At 30.1% G+C, this 14,015-nt stretch carries 12 protein-coding genes; all 12 read left to right on the top strand.

Features of this window, described 5'->3' with window-relative positions; all coding sequences use genetic code 11:
* The first annotated feature begins 9 nt into the window (after window positions 1–9).
* The 12 genes from BN6559_RS07105 (at window position 10) to gmd (ending at window position 13,813) form a co-directional block, all read left to right on the top strand.
* Window positions 10–750, top strand: coding sequence for a class I SAM-dependent methyltransferase (locus BN6559_RS07105; RefSeq protein ID WP_110954068.1), 741 nt, complete (start codon window positions 10–12; stop codon window positions 748–750).
* Between the two features lie 18 nt (window positions 751–768).
* Complete coding sequence (locus BN6559_RS07100) at window positions 769–1,833, top strand: ATP-grasp domain-containing protein (RefSeq protein ID WP_110954067.1); 1,065 nt, start codon at window positions 769–771, stop codon at window positions 1,831–1,833.
* Window positions 1,830–2,153, top strand: coding sequence for a DapH/DapD/GlmU-related protein (locus BN6559_RS07095; RefSeq protein WP_110954066.1), 324 nt, complete (start codon window positions 1,830–1,832; stop codon window positions 2,151–2,153). Before BN6559_RS07100 ends, BN6559_RS07095 begins: the two co-directional genes overlap by 4 nt.
* Before the next feature lie 136 nt (window positions 2,154–2,289).
* Complete coding sequence (locus BN6559_RS07090; protein ID WP_199883819.1) at window positions 2,290–3,570, top strand: nucleotide sugar dehydrogenase; 1,281 nt, start codon at window positions 2,290–2,292, stop codon at window positions 3,568–3,570.
* The gene (locus tag BN6559_RS07085; protein ID WP_324609405.1) at window positions 3,567–4,601 is read left to right on the top strand and encodes an NAD-dependent epimerase/dehydratase family protein; all 1,035 of its coding nucleotides are present in this window, start codon (window positions 3,567–3,569) and stop codon (window positions 4,599–4,601) included. Before BN6559_RS07090 ends, BN6559_RS07085 begins: the two co-directional genes overlap by 4 nt.
* 16 nt (window positions 4,602–4,617) lie before the next feature.
* Window positions 4,618–5,988: a glycosyltransferase family 4 protein gene (locus BN6559_RS07080; RefSeq protein ID WP_110954064.1), complete on the top strand. Its 1,371-nt coding sequence runs from the start codon at window positions 4,618–4,620 to the stop codon at window positions 5,986–5,988.
* Window positions 5,989–6,180: 192 nt separating this feature from the next.
* A complete protein-coding gene (locus BN6559_RS07075; RefSeq protein ID WP_199883818.1) occupies window positions 6,181–7,206 on the top strand; it encodes a glycosyltransferase family 2 protein in 1,026 nt (341 codons plus the stop codon).
* Window positions 7,196–8,425 (top strand): glycosyltransferase family 4 protein, encoded by a 1,230-nt coding sequence (locus tag BN6559_RS07070; protein WP_110954062.1) that lies wholly within the window; start codon window positions 7,196–7,198, stop codon window positions 8,423–8,425. The genes BN6559_RS07075 and BN6559_RS07070 overlap by 11 nt, the downstream gene beginning before the upstream one ends.
* 407 nt (window positions 8,426–8,832) lie before the next feature.
* Window positions 8,833–10,272, top strand: coding sequence for a glycosyltransferase family protein (locus tag BN6559_RS07065; RefSeq protein WP_110954061.1), 1,440 nt, complete (start codon window positions 8,833–8,835; stop codon window positions 10,270–10,272).
* A 216-nt stretch (window positions 10,273–10,488) separates the two neighbouring features.
* Window positions 10,489–11,469 (top strand): polysaccharide deacetylase family protein, encoded by a 981-nt coding sequence (locus tag BN6559_RS07060; protein WP_110954060.1) that lies wholly within the window; start codon window positions 10,489–10,491, stop codon window positions 11,467–11,469.
* Window positions 11,466–12,728, top strand: coding sequence for a glycosyltransferase family 4 protein (locus BN6559_RS07055; RefSeq protein ID WP_110954059.1), 1,263 nt, complete (start codon window positions 11,466–11,468; stop codon window positions 12,726–12,728). Before BN6559_RS07060 ends, BN6559_RS07055 begins: the two co-directional genes overlap by 4 nt.
* Window positions 12,725–13,813 (top strand): GDP-mannose 4,6-dehydratase, encoded by a 1,089-nt coding sequence (gene gmd, locus BN6559_RS07050; protein WP_110954058.1) that lies wholly within the window; start codon window positions 12,725–12,727, stop codon window positions 13,811–13,813. The genes BN6559_RS07055 and gmd overlap by 4 nt, the downstream gene beginning before the upstream one ends.
* Window positions 13,814–14,015: the final 202 nt, after the last annotated feature.

Here is a 14,015-nt window from a genome sequence, read left to right as displayed (position 1 = left end):
GGAATAAATATGAAATTGACGACTAAAGAATACTGGGATACTGGTAGAGAAAAATTTACTCCTTATAAAGTAATGGATATACCTTTTTCGTTAGAGTTGAAGAAATATCTTGAAGTTGATAAAAATAAATCATGTGTGGAGATTGGGGCATATCCAGGAACGTATCTTTGCTATTTGGCAAAAACGTTTGGTTATCAGCCTACGGCAATAGAATATTCAACACAGTGTAATCATATAGAGGAATTGTTACAGTTTAATGGGATAAACAAATATGAGATTTTAAACCAAGATTTTTTTTCGGTTAAAGATCTTCAATTTGATATTGTTACTTCTTTTGGATTTATTGAACATTTTATTGATTATGAGAGCGTTATAGAAAAACAAATAGAGCTTATTCGTAAGGATGGAATGCTGGTGTTAAGTGTTCCTTTTTTAGGGGGAATGCAGGGTATCATTAGACAACAGGCATATAAAAAAGAATTTTTAGATAAAATTTATGAGTCACATAACTTGCAAGCAATGAATTTAAATAACCTAAAAAAGATTTTAAAAAGAAAATCTATGGAAATTGTGTTTGCAGATTATGTATTAGGGACTACAGTTTGGTTTAATTGGAAAGATGATTGCGTACGAGATGACAGAAGAGATTTCATGAGATTGGCTAATTTTATGGATAAGCATTTAAGACATCGATTGCCATCTTCAAGACTGTGGAGTCCTATGATTTTACTAATAGCAAAAAAACGATAACAAAGGTCAGTGATATTTTTGAAAATTGCCGTACATTGTGATAAACAGACATATGGTAGCGGCTTTACGCCTAAATGGATTGAAAGATTAGAAGGCAAAGGTATTGAAGTAGTAAAAGTTGATTTAAAAAAAACTGATGACTTAGCCAAGGTAAAGCAATGTCAAGGAGCTATGTGGCATTGGTTTCATTCACCGGAAGACAAGAAAATGGCTTTGGGGATTTTGCAGAATATCAGTGAATGTTACAAAATACCGGTTTTCCCAAATATGCATACATGTTGGTCTTTCGATGAAAAGGTATTGCAGAATTTTTTCTTTATAGGTTCAAAATGTCCGCATATACAATCGTGGCTTTTTACCTCATATGCTGCTACTAAAAAATTTTTATCTGAAGAAGCACAGTATCCCTTAGTTTTTAAATTGTCATCTGGAGCAGGCGCTTCTAATGTTTTATTATTGAAATCATATAATGAAGCTGTACATTATGCAGAAAAAATGTTTTTAAATGGGATTTTTCCTTATACAATAAATGAATTTAGCCCTACTGTTTTTAAGTTTGGCATAAAATATGAATTAAAAAATTTGTTGAAAAGAATTTTTTATGCAATGAGATACATTTCCCAGCAGGAATATCCACCTCTTCCGGAGTATTATTTAGCGCAAAAAGGATATTTTTATGTGCAGAAATTTTTGCCTAATAATGCTTATGATATCCGAATAACAACAATTGGTAAAAGGACGTTTGGGTTTATTAGGTATAATCGTAATGGCGATTTTCGAGCATCTGGTAGCGGGGTTATAGATTATGATAAAGAAAAAATTCCATTAAAGGCAGTGAAAATAGCTCAGGAAATTTCTCGAAAATATCATTTTCAAAGTATGGCTTATGATTTTTTACTTGATGAAAAAGGAGAGCCATTGATAGGTGAGATAAGTTATGGATTTGCAGATGTGGCAATTTATAATTGTGAAGGATATTGGGATGAAAAGATGGCTTGGATTTCTGGGCATGTTTGGCCGGAATATGCACATGTAGATGATTTTATTAATGAAATTGAGATAGTACAACGCAATAATATATGAAATATGATCTTAATAAAAAATCAATAGGGAAAAACTGCTTAATTGCTGCAAACACTCAGATTTTTGACTGTAATGGTCATGATTTTTGTTTTGAGAATCCAGAAAATATGATACATACATTTGGTGAAAAATATGGAGCGCATCCCATTATTATAAAAGATAATGTATGGATAGTATTAAATACAATCATACTTTCTGGGGTGACAATAGGTGAAGGCAGCATTGTCGCTGCAGGTAGTATAGTTGTTAGCGATGTACCATCATTTTCTTTGGTTGGAGGAAACCCAGCCAAACTAATAAAATATTTTGGTAATAAATAAGCGCTTAGAATGGCATATAGTTAATGGACAAGCTGATAGCTCTTGAAACATCCATAATTTCAAGAGCTATCAGTAATATATAATATTGATAAGATGTAAGTGAATCACTAGATAAATATGTGAAAGAAGGATTACAGTGGTTAAAATAGGTGTGATTGGATTAGGCTATGTTGGTCTGCCCTTGGCAATTGCTTTTGCGAAGAAATTTTCTTCTGTGGTTGGATTTGATATCAGTTGTGAAAAAGTAACTAAATTAAAAGAATGTCATGATTACACTGGTGAATTATCAGATGGAGAGTTAGAAAATACAAATTTGAAAATTACTTGTGATGTTAGTGATTTATCTGATGTGAATTTTTATATAGTCGCTGTACCTACACCAATTGATAAAGCTCATCGTCCAGATTTGACACCAGTGATTAAAGCATCAGAAACAGTCGGCAGTGTTTTAAAAAGAGGAGATATAGTTGTATATGAGTCAACTGTTTATCCAGGGGTAACAGAAGAAATTTGTGGTGATATTTTAGCTGAAATATCAGATTTGTCAGTTGGAGAAGATTTTTATCTTGGATATTCGCCGGAGCGTATTAATCCTGGTGATAAAGTACACAAACTGGAAAATGTTACGAAAATTGTGTCGGGACAAGATGAAAGAACACTGGAATTAATTGCAGATGTTTATTCTAAGGTTATAAAAGTAGGTGTACATAAAGCATCAAGTATTAAAGTTGCAGAAGCGGCAAAGGTAATTGAAAATACCCAGAGGGATATCAATATAGCGCTTATGAATGAATTAGCTATTATATTTAATAAAATGGGAATTAACACTCAGGACGTATTAGCAGCAGCAAATACTAAATGGAATTTTCTAAAATTCACTCCTGGATTAGTAGGAGGTCATTGTATAGGTGTCGATCCCTATTATCTAACTTATCGAGCCGAGGAACTTGGGTACATTCCACAAGTTATTTTGGCAGGACGGCGTATTAATGATGGTATGGGAAAATATATTGCAGAACAAACGGTAAAAACCTTGGCTAAAATGAATAAAGATATAGTAGGATCAAAAATTGGTGTTTTTGGACTTGCATTTAAGGAAAATGTTCCGGATTTGCGTAATAGTCGTGTTCCTGATATTTTACTGGAATTGAAGGAGTATGGAGTTTCAATATTAGTTAATGATTATTTGGCTAATATTGAAGACGCTAAACAAGAGTATGGTATCGTACTCAATGATATGGAGGAACTTAATGATTTAGATGCTATTATCATTGCAGTTGCTCATGATGACTATGTAAAACATGGAGCAGAAATGTTTCTTTCAAGACTGAAAGATTATACGGGAGTTATTATTGATGTTAAATCAGTTTTAGATAAAAATGAAATTCCAGAGCAGGTGGGGTATTGGAGTTTATGATGACGATGATAGAAAAATTTGAAATAGAATTGTCTCAAAAACAATATAGATGGTTAATTACAGGAGTAGCAGGTTTTATAGGCTCAAATTTATTAGAAGAACTGTTGAAGCTCAATCAGATTGTAGTTGGAATCGATAATTTTTCTACTGGTTATCAGCACAATATAGATGAAGCACTAAGCAGTGTTACTTCCGAGCAGGCTGATAATTTCATATTTATTCAAGGTGATATAAGAGATTTAGAAATGTGCCGAAAATGCACTGAAAATATAGATTTTGTTTTACAGCAAGCTGCTTTGGGGTCTGTTCCGAGATCAATTAAGGATCCTATTGCCACAAACGCTAGCAATATAGATGGTTTTTTAAATATGCTTATTGCTTCTCGTGATGCTAATGTTAAAAGATTTGTATATGCATCATCAAGTTCGGTTTATGGTGATGAGAAGACATTACCTAAAAAAGAGGAGATAACTGGAAAACCGCTATCGCCTTATGCAGTTACTAAATACGTAGATGAATTGTATGCTAGTATGTTTTTTATGCATTATAATCTACAATGTATAGGATTAAGGTATTTTAATGTATTTGGGAAAAGGCAGGATCCAAAAGGCGCATATTCTGCTGTTATACCTAGATGGATTGGTAATATCATAAATAATAGAGAGATCACAATAAATGGCGATGGAGAGACAAGCCGTGATTTCTGTTATATTGATAATGTGATACAAGCGAATATACTGGCCGCATTTACTAAAAATATTGATGCTGTCGGGAATGTGTATAATATTGCATATGGGCAGAAAACGACACTAAATGAATTATTTGAGATGATTTGCGAAGAAATAAAAAAAAATAAAGCAGAAACTAAAATATTCAATCCAATATACGGATTTTTTAGAGATGGCGATATAAGACAATCTTTAGCAGATATTAGTAAAGCAAGAAATCTTTTGGGATATTCACCTAAGTATGCAATTCATGAAGGAATGTTAGAAACGGTAGAGTGGTTTATTCGTCACAGTCAAAACTAGTTTGAGGAGATAAAATATGCGCATTGGCTTTATAACACCAGAGTATGTTACGGAAAGCAGCTGCTTTGATGGAGGTTTATCGAATTATTTGCATAGAGTGGCAGTTTATTTAGTGGAAAAAGGACATGAGCCTGTTATAATAGTAGCATCTGATAGAGATGAATATATTATTCATGATAAAGTTGAGGTCTACCGTGTAAGAGTGAAGACGGTAGATTTTGCTAATGTATTTTTAAAAAATGCTAATTATTTAAAAGTCTATATGCCATTACATTTATTAAATATAAGTAAGGCCCTCAATGTTGAGGTGGAAAGAATTCATAAAATTAAACCGTTTAATATTATTCAATATGCTAGTTATAATGCTACTGCGCTTTTTAGACATTTGGATGTTCCCTCAGTAATAAGAATTTCTAGTTATAATCCATTAATGCGAAGTGGGTATGGTATTGATTATAATACTTTTAACAATAAATATGAAGATTTGCTAGAAGAATTATCTTTAAAAAATGTGGATGGAATATTTGGTCCGAGTCAAATACTTGCCGAAGTTATTGAAAAAGTAGTTGATAAAAAAGTTGAAGTTGTTGAATCACCTTTCTATATACCTAATATGGAATACGATTTATCTGTGCATAATAATTTGCTGAAAGATAAAAAATATTTATTGTTTTTCGGTACTGTAGGATATTTAAAGGGTGCTTATACAATATCGAAGATGATTTATGAGCTGCTTGCTAAATATAATGATTTATTTTTTGTCGTTGTAGGAAAAGATACAGAATACAAAGGTGAAAGTGTAAAAAAGAAACTTATTGATAGTACAAAAGAATTGAAAGATAGGCTTATTTGTATTGACAAGTTACCACATAATCAGTTATATCCAATTATAAAAGGGGCATATGCAATTGTTTTACCCTCACGAATTGACAATTTCCCTAATACGTGTTTAGAAGCTATGGGGCATAATAAAGTAGTTATTGGAACTAGTGGTACTAGTTTTGAACAATTGATTACAGATGGAGTAAATGGGCTTCTTACTAAAGTAGATGATGCTGATGATTTGTTTAATAAAATTGAATTTATTTTGAAGTTAGATGAATGTACGTTACAAATGATGGAGAAAAATGCGGGTGAAAGTATTAAAAGGTTGAATCCAGATCATAGTGTAGAAAGATTGATTTATTATTATAAAGAAGTAATTAATAATTTTACTAAAAAAAAGTCTAATAATATAAAAGATGATGGCAAAATTTTCAATGAAATATTAAACGCAAATATATTGTCATTGGCTGATTTTAATAAATTCATTGGAGAAAAATATACACTTAAATTTATGTTAAAATGGATTATAAAAGAATACATTTTTAAGTGGTTTGGCAAATAGTTTTAGTAATTTTATTATAGGCAAGAGATAAAATTGGTTTTTATTTAATAAATTATTAAGTTTATTTAATTTTAGAATAATGAAATTTTTATAGTAAGGATTAAACAAGGACTTTGAAATATACTGGATAGGACTTTTCAGTGTGTATCTTAAAAGATGAGGAATGATTATTTTTATCATGATCAAAAAAAAATGGAAAATTTAAGTGCAAATAAGGTTAAAGTAACTGTTTTGATGCCAGTTTATAATGCAGAACAATATTTAAAAGAAGCGATTGAAAGTATTTTAAAACAGACTTTTAAAAATTTTGAATTTCTGATTATTAATGATGGATCTACAGATCATAGTGAAGAAATTATTAGAGCATATAAAGATTCTAGAATTCGATTAATTTGTAATGAAAGAAATTCAGGATTAATTTATACTTTAAATAAGGGATTGAAACTTGCTAATGGTGAATATATTGTCAGAATGGATGCAGATGATATTAGTTATATTGATCGATTAGAAAAGCAAGTTGCCTTTATGGAAAATAATCTAGGAATTGGAGTTTGCGGTACTTGGTTGGAAACTTTTGGGAATGGGAAAAGCGATGTATGGAAATACTCAGTTGAACATGAACAAATAAAGGCACAGTTGCTATTTTATTCTTCTATGGCCCATGCGACAATTATTATTCGAACGGCACTGGTAATGAAATACCAGCTGTTTTATGATAGTTCTTATTTGTATGCTGAAGATTATCATCTATGGACGAAATGTATAGATTTGTTTAGATTTTCTAACTTACAAGAGGTTTTATATAAATATAGACTTCATGATGAAAGTTTTACTCAGCAAATGAGGGGTATACAATCTGGGACAGCAAAAAAAATCCGAGAAAAAAATTTAGCCAATATTGGTTTGAATTTCGATAAAGATGAAGTGGATTTATTTAATCAAATATGTAGTTATAATATTATAGAAAAAAGCAGAAATAAGTTATTTTTGATGTTGAATTTGTTAAATAAAATCTTTATCATATTAAATTCCAAAAATCAATATAATGAAAATTTTAAAATAATTATTAATAAATATGTTTTGTTTTTATTAGAAAATTTTCAAATATATGATATAAATATATTGACTTTTTGCTTAAAAAGAAAGATTTTTTTTCAAATGAGTTTAAAAAATCAAATAAAATTTTTTATAAAATGTGTGGTATACTATGGCAAATAAAAAGATTGCAATTATCTCTTCTTCTTTTCCGCCTTATGGAGGTGGAGGAATATCATCAGCTCATTATAATTTATTTAAAATATTAAAAGACAATGGATATGATGCTAAAGTCTTTACGTTTGGTGACGATGGAATAATAGATAAGGATACGGATGAAGTGGTTCGTTCAGGTATGCCGTCATGGATGAAAAAAATATGCTTGTTTATATTTTGGGTTATTAAAAAGATTTTTCGAAAGCATATTAAATTTATAGGTTGGCATACTTTGGATGTTTTTTTATCATTGTATGGTGCCTTCTTCATGACAAAAAAAGTAGAAAAATTTGAACCAAATGTTATTATTATACCAGATCATGGTTGTCCGGGTTTTTTTATAAAAAAGAAAAATAACGTGTTAAATATATTAATTTCACATCATAATCCATCGCGATTTTACAATATTCCTTTTGTTATGAAAAGTGATATTGAGGACATAAAGTTAACACTAAAATTTGAAAATATAGCATTAGAAAAGATTGATAAAGTTATATGTCCTTCTAAGTATATGCAAAATGAGTTTAATAAAACCTATAAGCTGAAAAAGGAAATTGAAGTAATTCCCAACATAGTAGATTCAGGTTTGATTAATAATATTATTGCAAAAGACATGAAAAAGGAATTAGGTCTTACTGAAAATGCCGTTTTAATTTACATTCCAGCCGCAGGAAGTGTCTTTAAAGGTAGTAGATTTGTATTTGAAATTATTCGACGGTTAAGTTATAAACGTCAAGATTATGAAATTGCTTTTTTCTTATCGGGAACCCTTTCGGAAGAATTGAAAGAAGAATTTAATTTCATGGATAAGAGAGTAAAATTATTTTGTCCGGGGCATTTGAGTTATCACGAAAATATCTCTGTTATAAAATCATGCTCTTTTGCAATTTCTCCTACATTGATTGAAAGTTTTGGAATGGCTTTATTAGAAGCAGTTTTTTGTGGAATGCCTGTAGTAGCTTTTGATGTAGGGGGAGATAGAGAAATTATTATAAATGAAAAAAATGGATACCTTGTCCCATTTTTAGATATTGAACAATTAATCAATTGTTCAGAGCGTCTAATTGAAGATAATGTATTAAGAGAGCAAATGGGTAAAAATTCATTGTTAATTAGTAAACGATTCTCCGAAAAGGTTATTTTGGAAAAATATAAGAAAATTTTAAGTGTAGAAACTTGCCCTTAGTAATTTAAGTTTCTTATGAAGAACATATGGTTAATAATGGGATGTTTGATTATGATTCTATTTATTTGTAAAATAGAATTGTAATGTAATGGTATGAATTTTAGAATGGTATTAGTAGATTTTAAAAAATATTAAAATAAGATAGTCAATTATGAAAAAAGTTATTGTAAAAAAATAGCGTTGTTGATATTTTTGTAACTAAAAGGAATTAGTTTTATTAAAGAGAGTTGGCGGAACATTGGTTTTATCTTATATGTTAATTTTAGTTACTCCAATTATTGATTTTTGAGTAAGTGTATAAAATAATTGATAAAAGAACATGAAAAAAATGAGTTTACATAACCAATTTTTAAAAAAGGTAGATAATGTTTTTGTGAAAAATGCTATTATAGGAAGATAAAGGTGCATTGGTTAGTTATCATGATCCTTATGTTGCAACGCTTCCAAAGATGCGAAAATATAAATTTAATTTGAAATCCGTTGAAATTAATGATGAAAAATTGAAAGAATTTGATTGTGTTTTGATAGTAACAAATCACGACTGTATTGATTATTGCGCAATTAAAAAAAGCAAATTTGTTGTAGATACTCGAGGAAGATATAGAAATAAATCAAATAATATTGTTAGGTGTTATCTTATGAAATTGCTACGTATAACAGATGTATATCCATATTATGAAAATATATTTTATTCTCGTTATCCCGAAGTTATTCAACAGCCCTATATAGTTCAGAAAATGAAGTATAATCAAGATTTTTTTGCTTGGGCAGGATGTTGGTGTAATGCATTGAACAATATAGGTTATGAGGCAGAAGAGATAGTTATTAACATGAGAGGAATACAATTTGCATGGGCAAGTGAAAATTTATTAAATTCTCATACCCTTTCTTTAGAAGATATTGCTATTGCTCAAATAAAAAAATTTAAACCAGAAATTTTGTGGTTTGATATAATTAATTATGATTTGCTGCGAAAAATAAAAAGCGAATGTACGAGTATAAAACTTATTATGGGGTGGGTTGGTAGTGCTATTGCTAAGACTGATCAATGGTCCCAAATGAATGTAATTCTTAGTTGTGCTCCAGAAAGTGTATCAAGGTTAAAAAGTTATGGCGTAAAAGCAGAGCATATTCACCATGCATTTGATCCACGCATAAATCAGCATATTTTGAAAGAAAAAGAAGTAGCAAATAATACTTTTATAGGACAAATAGTTCGAGATAATCAATTTCATTTAGAACGTGAACGCATGTTAATTGAAATAAGTAAAGTTGTTGATTTGAATATATATTCGCCAAGTGCAAATATAAAATATAGAGATATTATAAAGCCATTTTTGAAACAAATGATTTATAAAACAGTAAAACGTGGCGAAAATATAGGATTTGAAGGTATGATAAAGCATATACCTATAATACAAAAGGCTTTACATTGGGAAAAATGTCCGGTGCTTCCAGTCAATATGTCGTTAAAAAATAATTTAAAGAGGCCTGTATTTGGTATGGAAATGTTTCAAATTATTAGGGATTCATTAGTAACCTTGAATATACATGCTGATACATCTCCAATATATGCCTCGAATATGAGACTTTTTGAGACAACTGGAGTAGGAAGTTGCTTAGTCACAGATTGGAAACAAAATGTTTCTGAATTATTTGAAGAAGATACAGAGATTATTACATATAAATCTATTGATGATTGTGTAGAAAAAATAAGATGGTTGAATAAACATCCAGGTAAAGCGAGACAAATTGCGGCTGCTGGCAATAAACGGTGTTTAAATGAACATACGTTTGAACATAGAATTTTAATTTTGGATAAATTGATAAAAAAGTATTTAGTATAGTTTTAGATAAAATTTTGTTTGTTATTGATGATTTACTGATAAATCTATCCAAGAGTATATGGATAAGTATTTGGGGACTTCAATGCATATTTATAGAGGAGTATAGTGAGTTGAACGGCTCTTTTATAAGGATTAATAATAGAGGATTTGCGTCATATTAAATTGTAGACTATCAGGTGACGATAGAGATTTTTGCTATAAAAAGATAGGGGGATTATGATGCTAAGGTATTTTTACCATGAGGCAAGAAAGCGAATAAGAATCTTAAAAAACCTTACTTCTAATATTATAGAAAAACCAGTCATTATATTGTTGTATCATCGAGTTGCTGATTTAGAAATAGATTCTCAACTGCTATCGGTTAGTATAAAAAATTTTGATGAACAAATCAAATTTTTAAAGAGTAGTTATCCTATATTGCGATTTGAAGACAAATGGGATAATATCAAAGAAAAATCTATTTGCATTACTTTTGATGATGGTTATGCAGATAATTATTATAATGCATTACCTATATTAGAAAAATATAATGTACCAGCAACTTTTTTTATTAGTTCAGGTTATATTGGAACTAATAAAGAATTTTGGTGGGATGATTTAGAGAGAATAATTTTATTGAATAAGGTTATACCTGCTGAAGTTACTATTAATATCAGTGGAGTAGCATATAAGTGGAATACAGGCAGTAAAGGTGAAATTTTAAATTTTTATAATCAATTACATCCGTTACTTAATGATGTCAGTAATACAGAAAGAATTCATATTATTAATGAGTTGATAGAAAAATTAACTCCTAATTTGGATTATAGAGATACTCATCGTGTTTTAAATGAATTAGAATTGAAAAAATTTTCTCAATCACCATTAGTAACTATTGGTGGTCATACAATAACACATACAAGACTAGGTATACAGAGTTATAATGAGCAAAAGTTTGAAATAGATAAATCTACGGATAAAATAGAGAGTATAATTAATGATAAATTAGTAGTATTTTCATATCCTTTTGGACAAAAATGTGATTATAATCATGATACAATTAAAATTTTAAAAGATAATAATTTTAAAAAAGTTGCTTCTAATTTTCCGGGGCAAGTACATAGCTGGAGTAATAAATATGAAATACCAAGGAATTTAGTTAGAAATTGGGATGTAAATGTTTTCAAAAAAGAAATTAGAAGGTTTTTTACAATATGAAAGTTTTAAATGTTAATACATTTGATGATGTAGGCGGTGCGGCACGAGCTGCATATAGAATACATAAAGGTTTGATTGCAAACAATGTAAAATCAAATTTATTTGTTCAAAAAAAAATAAATGATGATTCTACAATTAATGTACTCGAAGGAAAAGTGAACAAATTATCGACTAAATTACAGCAACGTGCCGATAGTTTATTAAAATTAATTTTAAGATATGAAGTATCAACTCCATGGAGTTTAAACTATTTATCCAATCTGAGAGGGATAGATTATTTAAACAATAGTAATGCTGATATAATCAATTTACATTGGATTAATCAGAATTTTATATCAGTCTATAATTTACAACATATCAATTTACCTATAGTTTGGACATTACATGATTCATGGGCATTTACTGGTGGGTGTCATATTCCATATAGTTGTAAAAAATATATGGAATATTGCGCAAAGTGTGAACAACTAAATAATGGTCACTTTATTGATTTGGCCCAATATGGTTATAAAGCTAAAAAAAAGGTATATAGTAAAATAGACATGACTATTGTAGCTCCAAGTAAGTGGTTAGCTAAGTGTGTTCAAGAGAGTTCTTTGTTAGGCTGCAATAAAATTAAAGTTATTCCTAATGGAATTGATATACAAAAATATAAGCCGATAGATAAAAATGTAACAAGAGATATTTTATCAATAAATAAAAAGAAGAAAATTATATTATTTGGAGCAATGAGTTCTACGAAAGATAAAAATAAAGGTTATCAATATTTAATAGATGCTTTAAATAAAATTGGTAACTTTATTGAAGATGATTGTATAGAGATTATTGTATTTGGTGGGAATCAGCCAAAAGAAGAAAAAATTTTCAATTATAAAACGACGTATTTAGGGAGATTATATGATGATATTACTTTAAATATTTTATACTCGTCAGCAGATGTGTTTATTGCTCCATCCATATCAGAAAATTTACCAAACACGGTGATGGAATCAATTGCCTGTGGAACACCTGTTGTAGCATTTAATATTGGTGGAATATCGGATTTGATTAATCATAAACAAAATGGTTATTTAGCCAAGCCGTTCGAATCAGAAGATTTGGCTAGAGGCATTGCGTATATTTTAGAAGATAAAGAACGATGGAATATGTTATCGCATAATGCTAGAAAAAAAGTGATCGATACTTTTGATATTAATATAGTGGCAAAGAAATATATTAATTTGTACGAAGAAATTTTAGAATCGAGGAAAAATAGATGACTAATAAAGCATTAATCACAGGTATAACAGGGCAAGATGGAGCATATCTAGCAGAATTTTTGCTCGAAAAAGGTTATGAAGTTCATGGCATTAAACGTCGTTCTTCGATGTTTAATACGGATCGTATTGATCATTTATATAAAGATCAACATGAAGAAGATGTGAGATTCTTCTTGCACTATGGGGATATGACAGATTCTACGAATTTGATTCGAATTATTCAGCAGGTACAGCCAGATGAGATCTATAATCTTGCTGCGCAAAGTCATGTGCAGGTATCTTTTGATACACCGGAATATACAGCAAATGCCGATGCGCTTGGTACTCTTAGAATATTAGAGGCTATTCGTATTCTAGGGTTGGAAAATAAAACAAGATTTTATCAGGCTTCGACGAGTGAATTATATGGCTTGGTACAGGAAACACCACAGAAGGAAACAACTCCTTTTTATCCGCGTAGTCCGTATGCAGCGGCAAAGTTGTACGGATATTGGATCACGGTGAACTATCGAGAGGCATATGGAATGTATGCTTGTAATGGCATTCTATTTAATCATGAATCCCCGTTGCGCGGAGAAACTTTTGTTACGCGTAAGATTACGCGAGCGGTTGCTCGTATTAAACTTGGTTTACAAGAAAAGATTTATTTAGGAAATCTCAGTTCAAAACGCGATTGGGGTTACGCAAAAGATTATGTAGAGGCAATGTGGTTATTATTACAGCAGGACAAGCCAGAAGACTTTGTCATTGCAACTGGTGAAACGCATGAGGTTCGTGAGTTTGTTGAATTGGCATTTAAAGAGGTTGGCATTGCTATTGAATGGCAAGGGATAGGAGTTAACGAAAAGGGAATAGACAAAGCTACAAGTAAAGTTTTAGTCGAAGTTGATCCAAGATATTTTAGACCAACAGAGGTCGAGTTATTACTTGGGGATGCTACAAAAGCACAAGAAAAATTAGGGTGGAAGCCTCAGACGACGTTGAAAGAGCTTTGCGCGATGATGGTGAGAGAAGACTTAGTTACAGCGAAAAAAGATTTGTTGTGTGAGAAACATGGATTTGAAGTACATAATTATAATGAGTAGTTGAGAATTTGCTGTAAGAGATATTATTGGAATTGGTTAGTAGTAATATATAAGCACAGGGATGGGAACCCTTGTGCTTAGCTTTTTAAATTATTTATACTTTTATTATTAGGTTTAATATTTTAGATAAAGCTAGATTTTTATTTAGTTTTATCTAAAATATTAAATTTTACAAAAATATAGAATGAAAGTTTGTTTTAAA

The organism is Massilibacillus massiliensis (assembly GCF_900086705.1).
In the GTDB taxonomy this organism is placed as follows: domain Bacteria; phylum Bacillota; class Negativicutes; order FLKF01; family FLKF01; genus Massilibacillus; species Massilibacillus massiliensis.
This window is presented reverse-complemented; position numbering and strand designations above follow the sequence as displayed.